The sequence below is a fragment of the Bacteroides sp. UBA939 genome, from assembly GCF_002293435.1.
Lineage (GTDB): Bacteria > Bacteroidota > Bacteroidia > Bacteroidales > Bacteroidaceae > Bacteroides.
Map to the genome: position 1 here is coordinate 6,282 of NZ_DBDF01000094.1, position 20,417 is coordinate 26,698.

Annotated in this window: 16 protein-coding genes and 2 tRNA genes; 6 read left to right on the forward strand and 12 right to left on the reverse strand. The window is 44.4% G+C overall.

Features of this window, described 5'->3' with window-relative positions:
• The first annotated feature begins 376 nt into the window (after positions 1–376).
• Positions 377–796 carry a SufE family protein gene (locus B2Z67_RS06550; protein ID WP_291529019.1) on the forward strand — a complete coding sequence of 140 codons (420 nt, stop codon included), beginning with the start codon at positions 377–379 and terminating at the stop codon, positions 794–796.
• A gap of 91 nt (positions 797–887) precedes the next feature.
• Here B2Z67_RS06550 and B2Z67_RS06555 read toward each other — a convergent pair whose 3' ends face one another.
• The 7 genes from B2Z67_RS06555 to B2Z67_RS06585 form a co-directional block, all read right to left on the reverse strand.
• Positions 888–1,094, reverse strand: coding sequence for a helix-turn-helix domain-containing protein (locus tag B2Z67_RS06555; RefSeq protein WP_291529020.1), 207 nt, complete (start codon positions 1,092–1,094; stop codon positions 888–890).
• Positions 1,095–1,121: 27 nt separating this feature from the next.
• Positions 1,122–1,778, reverse strand: coding sequence for a DUF2975 domain-containing protein (locus tag B2Z67_RS06560; RefSeq protein ID WP_291529021.1), 657 nt, complete (start codon positions 1,776–1,778; stop codon positions 1,122–1,124).
• Entirely contained in the window at positions 1,775–2,554 is a 780-nt protein-coding gene (locus B2Z67_RS06565; protein WP_291529022.1) for a CPBP family intramembrane glutamic endopeptidase, read from the reverse strand. Before B2Z67_RS06565 ends, B2Z67_RS06560 begins: the two co-directional genes overlap by 4 nt.
• A 443-nt stretch (positions 2,555–2,997) precedes the next feature.
• A complete protein-coding gene (locus tag B2Z67_RS06570) occupies positions 2,998–3,918 on the reverse strand; it encodes a bifunctional riboflavin kinase/FAD synthetase (protein ID WP_291529023.1) in 921 nt (306 codons plus the stop codon).
• A 134-nt stretch (positions 3,919–4,052) separates the two neighbouring features.
• Positions 4,053–4,670 carry an HAD family hydrolase gene (locus B2Z67_RS06575; RefSeq protein WP_291529024.1) on the reverse strand — a complete coding sequence of 206 codons (618 nt, stop codon included), beginning with the start codon at positions 4,668–4,670 and terminating at the stop codon, positions 4,053–4,055.
• A 95-nt stretch (positions 4,671–4,765) separates the two neighbouring features.
• Positions 4,766–7,477, reverse strand: coding sequence for a calcium-translocating P-type ATPase, PMCA-type (locus B2Z67_RS06580; protein ID WP_291529025.1), 2,712 nt, complete (start codon positions 7,475–7,477; stop codon positions 4,766–4,768).
• Between the two features lie 424 nt (positions 7,478–7,901).
• Entirely contained in the window at positions 7,902–9,143 is a 1,242-nt protein-coding gene (locus B2Z67_RS06585; RefSeq protein WP_291529026.1) for a PAS domain-containing sensor histidine kinase, read from the reverse strand.
• A gap of 111 nt (positions 9,144–9,254) precedes the next feature.
• Between B2Z67_RS06585 and rd the strand changes: the two genes are divergently transcribed.
• Positions 9,255–9,413: a rubredoxin gene (gene rd / locus B2Z67_RS06590; protein WP_291529027.1), complete on the forward strand. Its 159-nt coding sequence runs from the start codon at positions 9,255–9,257 to the stop codon at positions 9,411–9,413.
• A 117-nt stretch (positions 9,414–9,530) separates the two neighbouring features.
• On the opposite strand, the gene B2Z67_RS06595 is transcribed toward rd, so the two are convergent.
• Positions 9,531–11,228, reverse strand: coding sequence for a Na/Pi cotransporter family protein (locus tag B2Z67_RS06595; RefSeq protein ID WP_291529028.1), 1,698 nt, complete (start codon positions 11,226–11,228; stop codon positions 9,531–9,533).
• Positions 11,229–11,309: 81 nt separating this feature from the next.
• Here B2Z67_RS06595 and B2Z67_RS06600 point away from each other — a divergent pair, with 81 nt between their 5' ends.
• Together B2Z67_RS06600 and B2Z67_RS06605 are read left to right on the forward strand one after the other, a co-directional pair.
• Positions 11,310–12,983: a nucleoside kinase gene (locus B2Z67_RS06600; protein WP_291529029.1), complete on the forward strand. Its 1,674-nt coding sequence runs from the start codon at positions 11,310–11,312 to the stop codon at positions 12,981–12,983.
• 50 nt (positions 12,984–13,033) lie between these two features.
• A complete protein-coding gene (locus B2Z67_RS06605; RefSeq protein WP_291529030.1) occupies positions 13,034–14,545 on the forward strand; it encodes a sensor histidine kinase in 1,512 nt (503 codons plus the stop codon).
• 78 nt (positions 14,546–14,623) lie between these two features.
• Here the strand turns inward: B2Z67_RS06605 and B2Z67_RS06610 are convergent, their stop codons facing one another.
• On the reverse strand, positions 14,624–15,286 hold the full coding sequence (locus B2Z67_RS06610; protein ID WP_291529031.1) for a uracil-DNA glycosylase: 663 nt from the start codon (positions 15,284–15,286) through the stop codon (positions 14,624–14,626).
• Positions 15,287–15,367: 81 nt separating this feature from the next.
• Positions 15,368–16,405 (reverse strand): aspartate--ammonia ligase, encoded by a 1,038-nt coding sequence (asnA, locus tag B2Z67_RS06615; protein WP_291529032.1) that lies wholly within the window; start codon positions 16,403–16,405, stop codon positions 15,368–15,370.
• 230 nt (positions 16,406–16,635) lie between these two features.
• Here asnA and B2Z67_RS06620 point away from each other — a divergent pair.
• Positions 16,636–16,707 (forward strand) — tRNA-Arg (locus tag B2Z67_RS06620).
• 115 nt (positions 16,708–16,822) lie between these two features.
• Here the strand turns inward: B2Z67_RS06620 and B2Z67_RS06625 are convergent.
• Both B2Z67_RS06625 and B2Z67_RS06630 read right to left on the reverse strand, forming a co-directional pair.
• A tRNA-Val gene (locus tag B2Z67_RS06625) sits at positions 16,823–16,897 on the reverse strand.
• A 92-nt stretch (positions 16,898–16,989) separates the two neighbouring features.
• A complete protein-coding gene (locus tag B2Z67_RS06630) occupies positions 16,990–18,228 on the reverse strand; it encodes a hypothetical protein (protein ID WP_291529033.1) in 1,239 nt (412 codons plus the stop codon).
• 1,082 nt (positions 18,229–19,310) lie between these two features.
• Between B2Z67_RS06630 and B2Z67_RS06635 the strand changes: the two genes are divergently transcribed.
• Positions 19,311–20,408 (forward strand): hypothetical protein, encoded by a 1,098-nt coding sequence (locus B2Z67_RS06635; protein WP_291529034.1) that lies wholly within the window; start codon positions 19,311–19,313, stop codon positions 20,406–20,408.
• Positions 20,409–20,417 lie beyond the last annotated feature (9 nt).

Here is a 20,417-nt window from a genome sequence, read left to right on the forward strand (position 1 = left end):
GGAGGAGGAGAATAGAGATAGCCCTATAATCAAATAGAAGCACTCCTATAACCAAACAGAGTTACTCTTATAATCAAATAGAAGCACTCCTATAACCAAACAGAAGCACTCCTATAACCAAACAGAGTTACTCTTATAATCAAATAGAAGCACTCCTATAACCAAACAGAGTTACTCTTATAACCAAACAGAAGCACTCCTATAATCAAACAGAGTTACTCCCATAATCAAATAGAAGCACCCCCATAACCAAACTAAGATATTTCAATAATCAAAACAGAATCCTTATATAATAAAGACGAGATACCTTTGAGAATCAACAATATAAGCAACTTACAAAACCCCAATAAACTAATTTTCATAAATCAATAACCAAATGAGTATCAACGAACAACAAGACGAAGTAATCGCCGAATTCAGTGACTTCGACGACTGGATGGATCGCTACCAGCTTCTTATAGACTTAGGAAACGAGCAGGAACCGCTCGACGAAAAATATAAAACGGAACAAAACCTGATTGAAGGCTGCCAGAGCCGCGTATGGCTACAAGCTGATGAAACGGATGGAAAAGTAATCTTCAAAGCCGAAAGCGACGCTTTGATTGTCAAAGGAATTATCGCTCTATTGATAAGGATTCTGTCAGGACACAGCCCGGAAGAGATTCTAAATGCCGACCTCTATTTCATCGACAAAATAGGACTGAAAGAACACCTCTCCCCTACCCGCAGCAACGGCTTGCTATCTATGGTGAAGCAAATGCGCATGTACGCACTGGCCTTTAAAGCAAGAAAATGATAATCAGTGATTAACGGTTGGCGATTAGTGATTAGTGGTCACTAACCCCTTAACCGCCAATCATCAACCGCTAATCACTAATCACCAACCGTTAATCACTGATTACGTATTCCAGAATATCTCCCGGTTGGCAATCCAATACCTTACAAATGGCCTCCAGCGTAGAGAAACGGATTGCTTTCGCCTTTCCCGTTTTCAGGATGGAAAGGTTTGCAGGCGTAATATCTATCTTTTCGGCCAACTCACCCAAAGATATCTTCCGCCGGGCCATCATTATGTCAAGATTCACTATAATCATATTATTCTCTATTTTATAAGAGTAACGTCAAATCGTCAAGTCGTGTTCTTCTTTCATTTTCAAACCGATAGCGAAAACTTCCGCCACAATCAATGCCGAAAGCCCCAGTACCAGCGAGGTAATCTGTACCATATCACCCATAATCAACGAATATCCCGGAGCGGCAAACACTTTCTCTATCTGATAAGTACTCAGGAATGCCATAGACAGGGTACACGCGAAGCTGATGATAAGCAATATTCCTAAACGACGCAATCGACGGACATTCTTCCAGTTGAATATGGCAGACCGGTTGATTGCCACAATAAGGCGAATAAACAATACTATTGCCCAAATAACCGCAACGAAATCAGCCATAGCCAGGATAACAGATACGGCTCTTGATAAAAGACCGGGTTGCGCATCTACACTGACGAACATTTGCGAATAAGAAGCGGGAATATATTCACCGGACTTCTCGTTATAGATAGAGTCGAGGAAAACAACCTCGCCAAACTTGTCCGGCAGCAACTGTACGACATGCAGATTAGCCATCTTTTCCCTCTCTTCCTTAGAAGTTTCGTTACCAAAGCCTTTCTCAAATCCGGCTTTCATTCCGATGCTAACATAGTAGGTTGCCTCAATCACCGAGTAACCCAGCACAAGCAATACAATCACGCAAAACACATTCAATCTCTTTTTCATACTTCAGCAGTCGTATCAGATAATTTATAGGTATTCATCATTCTCCAGGAGAGTAGGAACAATCCAACGGAGAGTATCACGCAAACCGGATACACACGTGCGCCTATCAAATCGGAAGTGTACTCCACATCCGGGAATCTCATACTAAGATAGACAGAAAGGCTATTATTCAGGATATGTATCAGGATACAAGGTATCACGCTGCGGGTTTTATAATATATCCAGCCAAGAACAAAACCAATCAATGTAGCGCCTACAATCTGAGCCGGATTCAGATGGAAAATACCAAATACCAAACCGGATATCAGAATTGCCGTAACAGGCTTGTATTTTTTCAAAAGGGCTTTAGTGATTGCCCCGCGGAATAAGAATTCTTCCAGAATAGGCCCTAACACTCCTATACAGGCGATGCCCAGCCAGGTGGATTGTAAAACTTCGAATTCATCATCCAGAAAATCGGGAAGGAATGTAAGATAGGACATCAGAAAATCGACTATGAAAATCACAGAAATCCCCATTGCGGCACTCCACAGTAAATAGGATTCGGATACAGGGCTGTACATTCGCTTATCGCCGGTGAGATAACCGGCACGCCACAGGTAAATCATCATAAAAACAAGTCCCATCAAAAAAGCCGGAACCATAGAAATATCAGTGGCTTTCTCCAAATCACCATATTTTATATGAGAATAAGCCAAAGTGAACGGGGTAACTACAAATGCCCCTACAAACTGCATTGCTAAATAAATCAAAATTAATTTTACAGTTGTCTTCATCGTCTTCTTTTTCTAAAATGTTCGCAAAGATAATATATTCTCTATCAAACCATCAAATGGCGACTGCCGCACCACAAAGAATGGTTAGCAACATGGAGAGGGAAATCACCAACAAAGAGATACTCATAAATGCCTTTTTCATAATCGTTATTCTTTATATGTTTTGTTATTCAATAATAAATTATCGTTTTTCGATATGCAAATTAAATAGTTTTTTTTGGAATAACCAAGAAAAACAGAAAATATTTATCGAAAAACAATAAAAAAGATACGTTTATCAATAATCACGCAAGAAACAGAGGGCAAAACGGTATCAGGGGCATATTTATAGCCTGTCTTTTCCTTACCTGCTCCTTACCTTCTCCTTGTCTATAGAACCGAATTTGCAAAGGAGCAGGTAAGGAGCAGATAAGGAGCAGATAGGGTGTAAGTGAGGTGCGGAGTTAACGAAGACAGCGGGATGCTTCCTCAGCATCCTTATGGAGTTGGGCTATCAGTTGGTCAATGGATTCAAACTTCAATTCAGGGCGAAGGAATTTCACAAAAGAAAGGCGGATGTGCTCTTCATAGATGTCGGAATGGAAATCAAAGATATTCACTTCAATGCTACGTTCAGGTCCATTGCCGATTGTGGGGCGATAACCGATGCCAAGCATGCCGCCATAAACCTGTCCCGCAATCGTGACACGAACTGCGTATACGCCATCGGCGGGTACCAGTTTATCAGGTTCGTCAACGCGGAGGTTAGCGGTAGGGAATCCTATTTTGCGGCCGATGCGATATCCGTCCACGACTGTACCGTTCAAGAAGTAGTCATACCCAAGACATTCGGCGGCTTCGGACACATTGCCTTCAAGCAGCAGGTGGCGGATAACAGAGGAGCTAACCGCCGCATCCTTATTTATATATGCACATGCCGGAACGACTTCTATCCCTAACTCCTGCCCGTAGCGCACATAGTGCTCGAAGCATTCGCTACGATTACGCCCGAAGCGATGGTCGTAGCCCACAACAAGCGCACGGATATTATAATTATCGCGGAGGAAAACCATAAATTCCCGGGCGGATAACATGGCGATGCCGGGAGTAAAATCAAGCATCATGCAGTAGTCCAAACCTGTTTGGGCAAGTAGGGAGACTTTTTCATTGTATGCAGTCAGCAACTCAGGGTGGTAATCCTGTTGCACCACTTTGCGCGGGTGGATGGGAAAAGTCACTACTCCTGAGGCAAAGCCACGTGCGGCAGCCACCTCGCGTACCTGGTCTATCAGGTAGCGGTGTCCGCGGTGTACTCCGTCGAAAAAGCCTATGGCAACAACAGAAGGTTGGGGAAACACCTCCGGTATATTATGAAGCAACTGCATGATTCGGTTATTTATTTAAGTTTCGCAAGTTATTTATATTGTTGGTTATCAGTAGTATTTTTATTGATTATCAATAAAGATAATTCATTAACATACAAGTAACTTATGAAACTTCGGTTATCAACTCACAATCTTCAATCAAAAAGGTGACTCCAATCCTCGCCCGCTTTCGGCGTATAAGTAGAAATGCCTAATGTCTCGGCAACCCGGCAATTCTCCGCGGAATCATCAATGAAGAACGTTTCCCGGGGATCGACACCGGTATCTTCCAGCACCTTACGGAATATTTCTACATCCGGCTTAACTATCTTCATTTCATAAGAAAGAAATATTTTCTCGAAATAATCCTCAACCCGGAAGGTCTTATAACGGAACGCATGTTGACATGACCACTCCCAATGGATGTCATTAGTGTTACTCAGCAGATAGACCACATATTTTTCGCGCAGCTTGAGCAACAAGTCCAACTTATAAGTCGGTATGCTCACCAGAAAACTATTCCAGGCACTGTCAATGCGGTCATCGCTCACATCCTCACCTATCCGTTCGCGAATTGCATCCCTGAACTCACCACCGGTAATCAGCCCCTTCTCATGTTGGAGGAAAAAGCCTTGCTGATGACATACATCAAGCATTTCCTCCACATTCGGCATACCCAATTTCGCGAAGTTTTCAATGCAACGCTGGCGGTTCAGGTCAATCAGCACACCGCCAAAATCAATTATAAGATTTTTGATTCCTTCTTTTTTCATTAAACTGCTTACAGATTTATTTTTGTATATGCGCATTTATGCTTGCGCGCTGAGAGATAAATACCCATAACTTCGATTCTTGTTCCCGTTAACTTCTACCCTTGTTTCTGTGCCAAACGCCGGAAGAGGCGCATCGCTTCACCTACCCACAACACCAGTGAAGAGGAGGCGACGAGAATCACCCATGTAGTCAAATCGAGCGGTTCGGTACGGAATACTGCACCGCCGAACTGTACAATAAGGAATTGTCCGATAAGGATGGCAAATAGAACCAGCGCCATACCGTAGGATTTGGATAGTCCCTTGAACGCGGAGTCTGTAGTGCCAAACACGCGGGCATTGAAAAGATTCCAGAACTGAAGCATCACGAAGAACGTGAAGAATATAGTCAGATGTCGCACAGTCATGCCGCCACCGGTATCGGCAGACACACCGTCTACGCGGTTGAACCAATACAACATCCCCATCAGTACAACCAGGAAGATGATGCCTACACTGAAAATGGACGAACGCATCGCCTTGGAAATAATAAAGTCGTTGCTGCTACGTGGCTTCTCTTTCATCACGCTCTCACTGGGAGGGATTGAGGCTAACGCCAGAGCGGCAAAAGTATCCATAATAAGATTTACCCACAGCATTTGAGTGACCGTGAGCGGTAATTCGGTTCCTACCAACGAACCGAGCAGGACGATGAGTAGCGCCACCAGGTTGATTGTTAGCTGGAAGACAATAAAACGTTGGATATTTTTATACAACGAGCGCCCCCACATCACAGCAGTACCGATACTGTTGAAAGAGTCGTCCAGCAGGGTTATATCGCTGGCTTCTTTCGCCACCGAAGTTCCCGTACCCATTGAAAGCCCCACTTGCGCATGGTTCAGCGCGGGTGCATCGTTGGTTCCATCGCCGGTAACCGCTACTACGGCATGCTTCTGTTGCAACAGTTGCACCAGGCGTTGTTTATCGGTAGGACGTGCACGGGACATGATTTTCAGATCCATCACCCGGTCAAGCGCTTCTTCGTCCGTCAGTTCGGCAAAGGCAACACCCGTTATACGGTTGCGTTCCGTATCCTCCGGTTTCCAAAGACCTATTTGGCGGGCTATTTCCGTGGCTGTTCCAGGAGTATCACCTGTCACTATCTTGATGTCAATACCGGCAGACTGGCATTTAGCAACCGCTGCAGGCACATCCGCACGAATCGGGTCACTGATGGCAACTATGCCCAGGAAAGACAGGTCATTGCCGGCAACCAAATCCACACAATCCCTGTTATCCGCATCGTCCACTATTTTGAATGCAAAGCCGAGGGTGCGCATCGCCATATTCTGATATTCCAGCAATTGCTTCTCCACCGTAGAGCGATATTCCACAGCATCTACGCGTTTGCCATTCAGAATGACTTCCTTACACCGGCTCAAAACGATTTCGGGAGCGCCTTTCACGTACAATACTTTTCTGGCAATCAAAGGAGATTTCACTAACGTAGCCATAAATTTACGCTCGGTAGAGAAAGTCAACTGGTCTACAACCGGCGCATTTTCCCGCAGTTCCAGATAGTCCTGCTTCCGGCTGTTCAACCACAGCAGAAGAGCTACTTCCGTCGGGTTTCCTACCCCTTTCACTTTTCCGCCTTCCACCTGTTCTTCCAGAAAAGCGGTGGAATTGGCGCTGATGCCTTCTACAATCAGTTTACTGGTATCATCCTCGCCAATCTCTCCCCCGTCTTTCAGACTATAGAAGTTGGGAGCATATACCTGCATCTGGTTCTGGGTCAATGTTCCGGTCTTATCCGTACAAATCACAGTGATGGCGCCCATTGTTTCGCAGGCATGCATTTTGCGCACCAGATTGTTGGTAGAAAGCATACGGCGCATATTCAGGGCGAGGCTCAACGTGACACTCATCGGCAATCCTTCGGGAACGGCAACCACAATCAGGGTTACTGCCATCATGAAATATTGCAAAGTGGTTTTCAGGGCGGGAAGCCAGTCGCTAAAGGTATGGAAGGATGAAAAAGGATAGACCAGTACTACATCTTTAATAAGGAAGATGGCGAAAGCCAGTCCGGCCACCGAAAAGCCGATTTTACCGATAAGGTTGGCGAGTTTGGTAAGCTGTATATTCAAGGGGGTAGGCTCGGTAGTCTGTTCGGTACTTTGGCGGGCTACCTTTCCGATTTCCGTTTCATCACCCACACAAGCCACGCGCATGGTTCCGTGACCGTCCACCACAGTAGTACCGCGCATCACTTTGTTGGAGGCGTAAGTGGATTCTTCGTCAAAGTCGGCTTCTACCGTAGTTTTGTTCACAACAGGCTCGCCGGTCAGGTTCGATTCATTGATTTGCAGAGATATGGCTTCCAGCAGTTCGCCGTCGGCGGGGATTTCTTCTCCTGTTTCCAAAACAATGATGTCACCTACCACTACATCTTTGCGGGGTATTTCCTGTACACGCCCGTTACGGACAACTTTCACCAGGGTTTCTTCGTTGACAGCATTGAGCAAGTCGAATTTCTTATTTGCATCATACTCGAAGAAAAAGCCGATTCCCGTAGCCAACAGTATCGCAGCAATGATACCGATGGTTTCGGCATACTCATTTTCGATGATGGAGATGACTAAAGAGAAAAACGCAGCGACTAATAATATTCTGATGACAGGGTCTTCAAACTTTTCCAGATACAGTTTCCACAGGGAGGGACGCTTGGGAGGTGTTAACAGATTAATTCCATACTTCTCACGGCTTTGTTTGACTTCTTCGTCACTAAGCCCGCCATGATAAAAATCATTCTTTGTTGCAGCCATGCAAATAATAGATTTGGATTAGGGAGTGCAAAAGTACAATATTAAATTGGGGATACCGAAGTTATTAATGTTTTTTCACCTGTTACGCTTATTAATCAGATGTTAATCATACGCAGTAGTTTATCATCACTGAAATCCCGGAAGTTAAGTATATTGTGAAGTACTCCAACGTTAGGCATCAGAAAAATGAGAATTTAGCGATGAGAATTGATACGCGGACGACACGGATTAAGCGGATGAACGCGGATTCTTTTTCTTAAATGCAAATTTAAGTGGTGTGAATGCTTAATAGAGATAATCCGCGTTCATCCGCTTAATCCGTGTCGTCCGCGTATCAATTCTCCGTTAAATTAGCGTTTATAATACAAACTAATTATAACGAGACACTTACTTAGGCGCTTAATATGGCTTATCAGGCAGATCGCTAAAGCGGAAGAATAAACCAAAAAACCGTTCCCTTGCCATACTCAGATTCAACGCCAATTTGACCGCCCAGCTTGCGAACAATCATTTCGCAAATGGCAAGCCCCAGCCCAGTGCCCTTCTTATCATGTTCCACTCTTACAAAACGCTCAAAAATACGACCGACCTTATCCTCCGGAATACCGCTTCCTGTATCTTTAACATAGAAATAAAGCCCTTCCGGACAAGGTTTGTAACCCAAAGTAATACTGCCTTCATCCGTAAACTTCACGGCATTCGTCATAAAGTTGGAAAGCACCTGCATCAAGCGGTTCCGGTCTGTTCTTATCACATAATTCTCCGGAGGTGTTTCTTTAATAATCCGGATAACAGAAGACTTTTCTTTCAATCGCATAAGAAACAGTTGTTCCAAATCGAACATGAGTTGGTTTATATCGACCTGGGCGAATATAAACTCAAGCGTACCCGCCTCTATTTTGGAAAGATCAAGGATATCGGCTATTAACTGTTGCAACAACTCGTTATTAGAATGGACAATTTCCAGGTATTGCGTTCTCTCTTCCTCCGAACCGGCTGAAGCCAGCAATTCGGAAAAGCCTACGATGGCACTCAAAGGCGTACGTATTTCATGGCTCATATTTGCCAGGAAAGCTGACTTGGAACGATCGGCATTTTCTGCTTTCTCGCGAGCTTTCTCCAGTTCTAATTCAATTTGTTTCAGCAAAGTAATGTCGTGTACAGTGATTACCATACCCTCTTTATCATTCAACAGAATGTATTCGCCCGAGATATATGCATTACACTCTACTACTTTCCCCCGCTTGTCGCGTACACTGAGCATTGCTTCCATATCAGAGAAACTACTTTTTTTCAGAAATGTTTCTCCTATTTTCTTCCGAATCGGACACAATGCGCAAAGTGCGTGCGTACCACATCCACCCGGCACGGATACTGCTTTGTTGCAACGAAGCAAGTCTCCCACACGCACCAACCGGCCTTCGGGTTTATAAGATTTGGTGATATCGTAATAGTTCGTTCGGAGAACAACAAAATCAGTATCAATCAAAAGAATAAATGCATGGACATTTTGCATAATGGAACGGAACAACTCTTCCGAGTTACGCAATGCTTTTCCGGCGTTTTCAACTTTGAGCAAAAGTCGCCTGCTTCTGCCCAGTTCAAGCACGTACAGTAGCAGCAGTCCTACCGATACAAGCATGCTGATAAAAGTTAGTATGATCATAAAGAGTTCATTTACAGTAAAGATGCAGCAAATATATCTTTTTCAAATCGAAACAGGAAACAAAAAAGGGAGATTTATTGTTATTAAAAAAGAAACTTAAAAAATATTCTTATGGATAAGTACATTTGCTCTGTTTGTGGATATGTTTACGACCCGAAACAAGGTGAGCCTGAGAATGGTATAGAACCAGGTACAGCTTTTGAAGATATTCCGGATGATTGGATTTGTCCGTTATGTGGGGTAGGCAAAGAAGAATTTGAAAAGGCTTGAGAGTGGGAATCTAATGTTTCGTAAGTTGACTGTATGTCAATGAAGTTTCTCAGCTGGGGCTGACTAAAAAGGTTTTCCTTTTTAGTCAGCCTGTTTTACGACTTTAATCAGCCCGCTTTACGATGCCTTTTTCTCTTTTACATCGCTACTTGCTTCTACCACATTTACTACATAGTCGCCTAATTTCTCACACTCGGCGATGATATCCATATAATAAACCCCCATCTGGTAGTCGTACTCCTTGTTATTGACATCTAGGATGTTCTGATTCTTCAGTTGGTTGCGGTAGTTATTAATTTCATTCTCTATATTGAACGACTTATTCACATCAATGCTTTGGTATTCCGAACGCTCTACCACAACTATCATCTGCGACAAAGCATCATCTACCAACTTCATCATCAAGTGAATGCGATCATATTGTTTGGTGGTAAAATCCTGATTGATCTGACGTTTACGGTTAATGGTGCGCGCCAAGTTATAACAACTGTCGCCGATACTCTCAATCTCGGTCACTTCGCGAAGCATGGCGCGTATCTGCAACTTACTTTCCGAACTTAGATGCCCTTCCGATACCTGGTTCAGGTAATTGGCTATCTCCAATTCCATATTGTCGCTGATATTCTCGTACTTCTCAATCCGGCTGAACAATTTGTTGAAATCATCATCCTTGTCCGTATGCAGCAAGTCCTGCACCATGTTGAACATGCGACGGGTACGCTCGGAAAACAAATGGATTTCCTTATGCGCCTGCAAAATAGAAAGTTCCGCTGTGGAGAGCATGCCTCCGGCAATGAAACGCAGGCGATATTCTTCGTCCACCTCCTTCTGTGGAATAATGGCGCAGACTGTACGCTCTATCAGTTTAACAAACCAAATCAATATCAAGACGTTACAGATATTGAAGCAGGTATGGAATGCCGATAACTTGAATGAAACAGCTACGGCAGGGTCTTGTGTGCCCATTACATTCTCTACAAACCAGGATATGGCTTGTGTGAACGGAGTGAAAAGGAAAAGCACCCAGATTACGCCAAATACATTAAACGCCAAGTGGGCCAAAGCAGCCCTCCTCGCCTGCGTGTTACCGGTAAGTGCGGCAAGGTTGGCGGTAATGGTAGTACCTATGTTTTCGCCCAATACCAAAGCTGCCCCCAGTTCAAAACTAATCCACCCGTTGGCACACATGATAAGCGTAATTGCCATAGTAGCGGCGGATGCCTGCACAATCATGGTCAGAACAGTGCCGATAACTACAAACAGGAGGATGGAAAAGTATCCCATATCCGTATAACTCTGCACAAAGGACAGCATTTCGGGATTTTCCGCCAGATTCGGCGCATTCGCTTTCAGCATCTGCAAGCCCATAAAAAGGAAAGAGAAACCAAATATGAATTCACCGACAGACTTGCGATTACTTTTTTGGGAAAAGATAAGAGGAATTCCAATAGCTAACAGGGGAAGCGCGAATGCAGCGATATCTACTTTAAAACCTAACGCCGAAATAATCCATGCCGTAACGGTAGTACCGATATTGGCGCCCATAATGACTCCAATGGATTGGGATAAAGTCAGCAGACCGGCGTTCACAAAGCTCACTACCATGACGGTAGTTGCAGATGAGGATTGCACCAATGCCGTAATCAACATACCTGTAAGAACTCCGGTTACCCGGTTTGTAGTCATCGCCGTTAATATCTTCCGTAGCCTGTCGCCGGCAAACTTTTGAAGCCCTTCACTCATTATCTTCATCCCGTACAGGAACAGCGCCAGCGAGCCAAGCAGCTTTAAAAAATCATAAAAAGAATACTCCATCTTTAATTAATTAGAAGGTTTTATGCCACACTTTGTTATTTTACCTATATTTAACGTGCTTATTACTTAAAACAAGAAGTTATGAAACACATGTTACAAATTTGCTGCAAAAATAATAATATTTATAAAGAATTCCCTATCGGATGTTCACTTTTGGATATTTATTATGGTTTTAATTTGAATTTCCCTTATCCGGTAGTCAGTGCAAAGGTCAATAACCGCTCCGAAGGATTGAGTTTCCGGGTATATAATAATAAAGATGTGGAATTTCTCGATATACGGGACTCTTCGGGTATGCGCACTTATGTACGCAGTCTTTGTTTCATCCTGTACAAAGCTGTGAACGAATTATTCCCCGATGGCAAGTTATTTGTTGAGCATCCCGTATCCAAAGGCTATTTCTGCGATTTGCATATCGGACGCCCCATTACGCTGGAAGATGTATCCGCCATAAAGAAACGTATGCGGGAAATCATCAGCGAAGACATTCCATACCTCCGTACCGAATGCCATACCACGGAGGCGGTACGCATCTTTAGCGAACGCGGCATGAACGACAAAGTGAAGCTGTTGGAAACTTCGGGTTCTCTTTACACCTATTATTATACGTTGGGCGATACGGTAGATTATTATTATGGCAACCTGTTACCCAGCACTGGCTTTATCTGGCTGTTCGACATCGTGAAGTACTACGACGGACTGTTGCTGCGCATTCCCAGCAAGCAAAATCCCAATGTGTTGGAAGACGTTGTGAAACAGGAGAAAATGTTCGATGTCTTCAAGGAGCACCTGCGCTGGAACTATATCATGGGACTAAGCAACGTGGGCGATTTGAACCTGTCATGCGAAGCCGGAAACGTAACCGACCTCATTAACGTAGCGGAAGCGCTTCAGGAAAAGAAGATAGCCCAGATAGCCGACGAAATATACAACCGCGGCGAAAACGGCAACCGGGTGAAGCTGGTTCTTATTTCGGGTCCTTCTTCTTCGGGTAAGACAACGTTCAGCAAACGCCTCTCCGTCCAGCTCATGACAAACGGACTACGACCCTACCCCATTGCACTGGACAATTATTTCGTAAACCGGGAGAACACGCCGCGCGATGCCAATGGAGACTATGACTACGAGTCGCTGTACGCACTTGACCTTAAGAAATTTGAGGAAGACCTGCAAGCCCTGCTCAAAGGAGAAGAAATAGACTTGCCAAGCTTCAACTTCGCTACCGGACAGCGTCAATACAAAGGGGACAAACTGAAAATAGACGAGCATACTATCCTTATCTTGGAAGGCATCCATGCACTGAACCCCGAACTAACCCCGCAAATACCGGCAGGAAGTAAGTATAAAATTTATGTGTCCGCACTGACAACCATCTCTTTGGACGACCATAACTGGATTCCCACTACGGACAACCGTTTGCTGCGTCGCATCATCCGTGACCACAACTACCGTGGCTATTCGGCGCAGGAAACCATTTCGCGCTGGTCCAGCGTACGCGCCGGAGAAGACAAATGGATTTTCCCCTATCAGGAGAACGCCGACGTTATGTTCAACTCGGCACTTATATTCGAGCTGGCGGCACTGCGCAGTCACGCGGAGCCTGTTCTGGGTAGCGTACCGCGCAACTGTCCGGAGTATGCCGAGGCGCACCGTTTACTGAAGTTCATCAAATACTTTACACCGATACAAGACAAAGAAATACCGTTTACATCCTTATTGCGGGAATTTTTAGGCGGAAGTAGTTTCAAATACTAAAGAAATGCTTTACTTTTGCTTTCAAATTCAATATAAAAACAGTTATGCTCATGAAACAACTTGTTTCCATCCTGTCTTTCGTGTTGTGCTTCAGCACAATATCTCTTGCGCAAAACTCTGCCGAACGGGCAGAAGAGTTAATGCAACAAGCACAAACGAACCTGAAGCAAAAAGAATATATCAAAGCTCGTTATTACTTCTTGCAAGCATATTATGCTTTCTATTCACGCAATGAGTACAGCCAGGCTGTAGAGTGTGGCTTGCAAGCCGCTGCCCTCTATCACCGGGAGAGTTATTACAAGGAGGCTCTTGAAGTATTGCGCGGCGCCGAACTGCTGATAACCGCCGGCGAACAGAAGAACGGCAAGCCTATGCCCGACCTGCGTTTCCGTATCAATAGGGAACGCCTGCAAATGTATATCAATCTCAAAAACCAGGCTCGCGCCCAGGAGCAACTGGCCAAACTGGAAGAAACCGCCGGAGCTGTCCGCAATGACTCGCTCAACAATGTTCTGCTCTATACCCAAGCTACCTATTATTATACTTTCGGCATGAACTCTCAGGGCGATACTTACATCAATCGTCTGATAAGCCAGTACAAGGAGCAGAAGAACTACGCCAAAGTGGACGAATGTTACGAAAGCCTTATCGACATCGCACGCAAAGGGAACAATGCCGGACTGGTGGCGCGTACCTACGACCAATACATGCTTTGGACAGACTCGGTTAAAGCGCTGACCGCCCGGGATGAACTCAATGTGCTGAAACAGAAATACGACGATAGCCTGGTAACCATCCGGGATAAGGACGATTCGCTGAGTGCAAAACAATACATCATCATCGGCCTTTGTGTTCTTGCCGCGCTTCTTGCCGGCGCATTGATACTGGGAAGCATCGTATTCCTGCGCTTTGTCCTCCTCACCCGGAAACAGAAAAAGACTATCGGCATCGTGAATGAGCACAACGAACTCAAAACCAAGTTTATCCGGAATATCTCCGCCCAAATGGAACCTACACTGGATACACTGGATGCCGCAGAACCCGGTGTACGTGCTCTGAAAGGGTTTGCCGAACATATTCAGGAGTTCTCCGAGTTGGAAAGTACGCTTTCGGAAACTTACGAGATGTGCGAAGTAAACGTCAATACCTTCTGCGAAAGTGTGATGGATAAAATAAGGAGGAATCTCCGGCCGGAGGTAAGCGTAACAGTCAATGCTCCGAAACTTAAAGTCAAAACCAGTCCGGAGCAACTTGAACATATCCTGCTTCATTTGTTGAACAACGCGGCAGAGTTCACTCCGGAAGGTGGTAAAATCTGGCTCGATTTCAAGAAGCGCGGCGCACATACTCAGCAGTTTATCGTCAGCGACACCGGCAGCGGCATTGCGCCGGAAGAGCAGGAAAACCTGTTTAAGCCTTTCGCCAAGGTAAAAGACCTTACGCAAGGCGACGGATTGGGATTGCCTATCTGCTCCTTGATTGCCACCAAAATGAACGGTACACTGACATTAGACAGTACTTATTCCAAGGGATGCCGCTTTGTGTTGGAGTTGCACGTATAACACCAATGCAGCTTCATCGGTGATATATGCGCTTCGGAACCCAGATGGGATACATAATATATATTCCATACCCCACATCTACCATACAATCTCCTGCTCCCCATGCTCCTTCAGATAAGCATTGGCTTTGCTAAAATGCTTATTTCCAAAGAAACCATTGTAAGCAGAAAGAGGAGAAGGGTGTGCGGAAGCTAAAACCAGGTGCTTATTGCGGTCTATAAAAGCCCCTTTGCGTTGTGCGTATGCTCCCCAAAGAATGAAAACCAGATGTTCGCGTTGTTCGGCAAGCGTACGGATAGCGGCATCAGTAAATGTTTCCCAACCGCGATTTTGATGGGAACCGGCTTGATGGGCACGGACTGTCAGGGTAGCGTTGAGCAGCAGAACGCCCTGTTCCGCCCAACGGGTCAGATTGCCGGTAGCAGGAACATCAATACCGATATCGTTCTTAATCTCTTTGAAGATATTAACCAATGAAGGAGGAAAAGGAACACCATCATTCACCGAGAAACACAAACCGTGTGCCTGACCGGGACCGTGATAGGGATCCTGACCGATAATCACCACCTTCACCCTGTCGAATGAACAGAGATTGAAAGCGTTGAATATGAACTTCCCCGAAGGATATACCGGATGATGCCCATATTCTTCACGTACAAAATCAGTTAAAGTGTGGAAATAATCTTTCTCAAATTCCGGTTGCAAGCGCGATTTCCAACTCTCCTCTATTTGAACATTCATAATGTTATGCGTTAGATGTTTCGGGCGCTAAGATACTGCTTTTATCCGGTTTTGTAATGAAAGCGTTATTAGAAATTTCCTTTATATCAAGTAGATATTATGCTCTTTACACTCCTGGCGCATCTCCTCCGACCAGATACTGGCTTGAATTTCACCAATATGGGCTTTACGAAGATAGAACATACAAAGCCGCGACTGTCCGATACCTCCTCCGATGGACAAGGGCAGTGTGTCACTCATCAAACGTTTATGGAAATAGAGTTCCAAGCGCCTTTCTTCTCCTTCCTGCCGTAATTGCCGTTGCAAGGCTTCTTTATTCACACGGATACCCATGGATGAAAGTTCGATGCTACGTTGCAGAATGTTATCCCACAGCAAGAGGTCGCCATTTAGTCCGGGAAGGTTGTTCAGCCCCTGCGAGGTATAGTCATCGTAGTCCGGAGCGCGCCCGTCATGCCTTTTACCGTCTGCCAATTTGCAACCGATACCAATGATAAATACAGCGCCGTGTTTCTTGGTTATAGCATGTTCCCTACATTTAGGCTCCATCTCCGGATAAAGTTGGCGCAACTCTTCCGCATGGATAAAATGCAGTTTTTGAGGTAAGCAAGGCTTGATTTGAGGATACATTTCATAAACCATGTATTCCGTACGTATCATAGCGGCATAAATGCGGTTTACGATTTCCTTGAGGAATTCAACATTACGGTCTTCTTCCGTAATAACGCGCTCCCAATCCCACTGGTCTACATATAAGGAATGGAGATTACCCAGTTCTTCGTCCGAACGGATAGCGTTCATATCCGTATAAATACCGTAACCTTGTTCAATGCTATAATCTGCCAATGTAAGCCGTTTCCATTTAGCAAGAGAGTGTACTACTTCCGCCTGCGCATCTCCCAAATCCTTGATGGGGAATGATACGGCACGCTCCACGCCGTTGAGGTCATCGTTGATACCCATGCCTTTCAATACAAAAAGCGGGGCTGTGACACGACGCAGGCGCAATTCAGACGACAAATTCATTTGAAAGAATTCTTTAATCTGCTTAATTCCTAACTCTGTTTGCTTTAAGTCCAATAAAGGTTTATAACCTTCCGGTTTTATTAAATAACCCATAAATATATACTGTGTTTTGTCTGGCAAATATAGATATAATATTTATGATTGCATTGACATTTGCTTAAATTGTTGTCATATTGCTTATTATTAACCTATATATCGTTTCAAAATAACATTTCTTTTGAGCAGCATCCGGTACAAAAAAAGATGAATCATTAGGAATATGAATGGATTTTTTATACTTTTGCTCCGCATTTGAGGCATCACAGCTTAGAATGTAAATATATGCACCTGTAGTTCAATGGATAGAATACAAGATTCCGGTTCTTGAGATGAGGGTTCGATTCCCCCCGGGTGTACTTAAAGCCATACTTTTAACAGAGTATGGCTTTTTTTATGGATGATATATTATGCCGGTTAATTACAGATTTTGATACTGCTTTTTATGTAGGAGGAAGGAGTGAAACAAATCAGTGAACCGTGCCAGGCTCGAACTGGCGACCTCTGCCCTGTCAAGGCAGCGCTCTAAACCGACTGAGCTAACGATTCGTGGCGCAAAGATAGTGAAAGTCTCCGTAATAACCGAAAAACACGGATAAATAATGCTACCTGCATTATTCATACTGTAGATAAACGAGTTATCAGTCAACCGATTTCATCTCTCTTCGCTGAAAAGCGCTCGATTCAAAGAAAAAGGGATAGGCAGCTTGTTCGTTCCTGACTATTTCCACATCATATAAAGTTCCCGCATAACTGCCATTTGGCGGAAGATAATAACACTCCTTGATATAAGCAGCGCCAAACACCGTACCGCTGATGCTTGCTATACCATCTACATAAAGCAACCCGCCTAATGAAGCGTTTTCTTTTTGGCAATAACTCGGGAAAATACGAAGTATATCTTCCTTTTCGGTATTTCCTTCAACAACGGCATACCCATCCAAAACGCTACCGGTTCCTATTTCCAGATACGTTTTACCCTGATTACCATTCACACAAACACCTGAAGGGTAATGCAAACGTACTCCTTGCCCCAATATCACGGTATCACTTGCCATTATCTGCATGGAACCGGAAAAGCCGTCTTCCACATGCACTTTCCTTGCCACAAGTATAACATCAGCCATAGCGGTTTCCTTTGAAACCGTCACTTCGTCACCATAAAGGATTACATTACCACGTAAAAACACACTGCCCGTTTGCGGAGGGCAATGAAAACAAACAGTTTCTCCGGTAAAGCTATTATAAACAGACTCCTGGTCGGCAGGAAACACCTGAGCGGCCAACTTCATCTTTTCATAAAAGGCATTTATCCGTTCCAGATAAACAGAATCTACCGGCGGAAGTTCGCGTTCGGAGGGATACATGTCATATTCGGACACCGTGTTCCCCGTGAACGGTTCATCATCCGGCTGAGTGTAGCTCACTTCACCGTTTGGTGCAAACACCGGGCCGGTTATCCGGGTATTTCCCGCCAGCGACAATGAACCGTCGAGGTTGCACATCCACAATGCCGCCTGCTGCACACAGTCTTGTTGCTTTCCCAACAGGCGAACGGATTGATACTTGTCATCAGCAGAACTTATGCAAACCGTTTCATACAATCCCCAAAGTGCCGTACGGATACGGACAGCAGAAGCCTCTTTGTCTGCATACAACCGATAATCAACGCTTTCAGACAGAGAAGCGAGCAGGGTACTATCACGGCAATAAAGGAGAAATGCGGAATTCAGAAATTCCTTCCGTTGCCTGTCTGAGCGGTAAACGGAATACAGCAAACTGTTCATGTCGAACAGCATGAACGCAAAAAGCACCAGCAGGCATATCAGAATGCAAACTACCAACACCGTAGGCAAAGCAGAACCTTTCAACCGAATCATCCGGATTTTACTCTATTAAGTGTGAACGGGCAAATATATAAAAACAACGGTAATTAAAATAAGGATGGAAGCAGAAATGTTAGGGAGAGAAGGAAGATGGGAACTTTTCACCGGAGAAATGTGGCATTCATAATTTGAACTCACTCTCTCGCGCGCGCGTACGCGCGCGTGCACGCATACCCAGAGTTTTTATACTCTACTCTCACGCTCTCACTCTTTCTCTTGTATCTCTTTGTTCATCGGCGTTTGAACAGGTGAGGGTAAGTGTGAGGGTAGGGGTGAGAGTAGAGTTACTCTCACTTTGTTTACTGTCTGCGATTTGGTTGTAATACGCTGATATACAGTGCACGAACGGGATATATATGGTTCTTGGNNGTGCGCGAACCATCTATATCCCGTGTTTTCACCATCTATATCCCGTTCGCGAACCGCATATAGGCGGTGTAAGTACCATCTATATGTGGTGAAAACACGGATTTGCAAAGGGATAATACCTGGGTTGCATTGTTCATATTGCAAGCTAATGCCTCAGAATTCATCTCACGGGACGAAGAAATTCATCTCACGAGACGAATTTATTCGTCTCGTGAGATGAAAAAATCCATCCCATGGGATGAAAAAATCCGTCTCGTGAGACTGTGAAATCCGTCTCATGGGACGGTAAAATTTGTCTCACGGGACGGATTTACACTCACCAAGTGGTAGCAAACAGATGATTCACGGAGAGGTCCGCTCCGTATCTTGTCCGTATCAAAGCCTTACCTGCTCCGTATAAGGGTACCTTTATGCGGAGCTGGTAGGGAGCAGACGCGGCTTTGACCCGGTTTTGGTACGGCGAAGACAATGCGCGTAAGTGACTGAGACACAATCATTAGTAAGAAAAGTTCTATCTTTTTTTCAAAAAAACACGACCAACTATTACAATTATTCAGAATTTATTTCTACATTTGCGATGTAGCCTTTCGGCATCAGGCATATTATCAGGAAGAGTTCACTGACCCGTCTTTTTCTTTCAATATGTCTTTAATATCTAATACAAAACCGCACCGTAGGGTTCAGGTGCACAAGTACTTTATGAAAAAATGAGACGCGTACTTTCCCATTCGTTGCTTTATGTGACTATGCTATTTTTCTCATTGTTCACTGCAACCACCACCCATGCACAGGTGGGCGAAGAATACTTGCCCAAACTCACAGACCCGATTTTGCCAAGTCCCACATCCAGAGTGTACACCCGGTATCCGGGATACAAACCCGACATGGCGACGGGAGCCATCAATGTAAACATCCCGCTGTACACGGCAACCGAGGGAGAGTTAAGTATTCCCTTTGCTCTGAACTACTACAGCAACGGAGTGAGGGTGATGGATAATCATTTCCCTTTTGGATATACGTGGGTGATGACTCCCGGATTGCGAATTACGCGTACTATTATGGGGAAGGCGGATGAATCCAAGATCTTTGATGCGAGAGTTTGTAACGAGAGTTATGGTGATCACTATGATTATGAATATTGGTGGAATGTTTATTCCCCAACTGAGGGTATAGATGCCTCTTACGATATCTTCACAATAGACATTCCCGGCTATAACTCTCCATTTCTGTTGAAAAAGACAAATGAAGTATGGCAAGCGGCAATTCCTGATTCTCCTTTAAAGATTACCCCTCTGTTCTCTGTTTATAATGAATTGACCGGATTCTCTGTAGTGGACGAAAAAGGAATTACTTATCTATTTGGCGGTCAATATATGGAAAAACATCCCATAGTTGGTTATTCTACAGCTTGGATGCTTTATCAAATTATATTGCCGGGTGGCACTCCGAATCAGATAAGTATTACTTGGGACAAATATATAGCTACTTGTAATGCCGAAAATATGGACAGAGAGGCTCACGTGCTTTATGAGTACTATTATGAATTAATACAACTTCCGAGAGTAGATGGACCCATATTTATGGCAGGCCATAGCCTGCCTTATCCGGACTATAACCATCAGACTGTTTTTATACCCAAACAAATCGCCATGCCCAGTCAAACGATGGATTTTACGTATGTTGCTTATGGAGAAAGACCTTATATAACCGGATTTACGGTAAAGAACAAATTGAATAAAGTAGTGAAAAGTGTCGGGATGGATTATATTAACCCGGCGACATATACTAATTACTCAAGTTTCTGAAGTAGTTTA

Bases quoted from the DNA above. Each gene is read 5' to 3' on its own strand.
- B2Z67_RS06580 (WP_291529025.1), bottom strand. From the start codon at position 7,477: ATGGCTGCAACAAAGAATGATTTTTATCATGGCGGGCTTAGTGACGAA.
- B2Z67_RS06560 (WP_291529021.1), bottom strand. From the start codon at position 1,778: ATGAAAAAGAGATTGAATGTGTTTTGCGTGATTGTATTGCTTGTGCTG.
- B2Z67_RS06550 (WP_291529019.1), top strand. From the start codon at position 377: ATGAGTATCAACGAACAACAAGACGAAGTAATCGCCGAATTCAGTGAC.
- B2Z67_RS06595 (WP_291529028.1), bottom strand. From the start codon at position 11,228: ATGGAGTATTCTTTTTATGATTTTTTAAAGCTGCTTGGCTCGCTGGCG.
- B2Z67_RS06610 (WP_291529031.1), bottom strand. From the start codon at position 15,286: ATGAATGTTCAAATAGAGGAGAGTTGGAAATCGCGCTTGCAACCGGAA.
- B2Z67_RS06575 (WP_291529024.1), bottom strand. From the start codon at position 4,670: ATGAAAAAAGAAGGAATCAAAAATCTTATAATTGATTTTGGCGGTGTG.
- B2Z67_RS06630 (WP_291529033.1), bottom strand. From the start codon at position 18,228: ATGATTCGGTTGAAAGGTTCTGCTTTGCCTACGGTGTTGGTAGTTTGC.
- B2Z67_RS06600 (WP_291529029.1), top strand. From the start codon at position 11,310: ATGAAACACATGTTACAAATTTGCTGCAAAAATAATAATATTTATAAA.
- asnA (WP_291529032.1), bottom strand. From the start codon at position 16,405: ATGGGTTATTTAATAAAACCGGAAGGTTATAAACCTTTATTGGACTTA.
- B2Z67_RS06635 (WP_291529034.1), top strand. From the start codon at position 19,311: ATGAGACGCGTACTTTCCCATTCGTTGCTTTATGTGACTATGCTATTT.
- B2Z67_RS06585 (WP_291529026.1), bottom strand. From the start codon at position 9,143: ATGATCATACTAACTTTTATCAGCATGCTTGTATCGGTAGGACTGCTG.
- rd (WP_291529027.1), top strand. From the start codon at position 9,255: ATGGATAAGTACATTTGCTCTGTTTGTGGATATGTTTACGACCCGAAA.
- B2Z67_RS06565 (WP_291529022.1), bottom strand. From the start codon at position 2,554: ATGAAGACAACTGTAAAATTAATTTTGATTTATTTAGCAATGCAGTTT.
- B2Z67_RS06605 (WP_291529030.1), top strand. From the start codon at position 13,034: ATGAAACAACTTGTTTCCATCCTGTCTTTCGTGTTGTGCTTCAGCACA.
- B2Z67_RS06570 (WP_291529023.1), bottom strand. From the start codon at position 3,918: ATGCAGTTGCTTCATAATATACCGGAGGTGTTTCCCCAACCTTCTGTT.
- B2Z67_RS06555 (WP_291529020.1), bottom strand. From the start codon at position 1,094: ATGATTATAGTGAATCTTGACATAATGATGGCCCGGCGGAAGATATCT.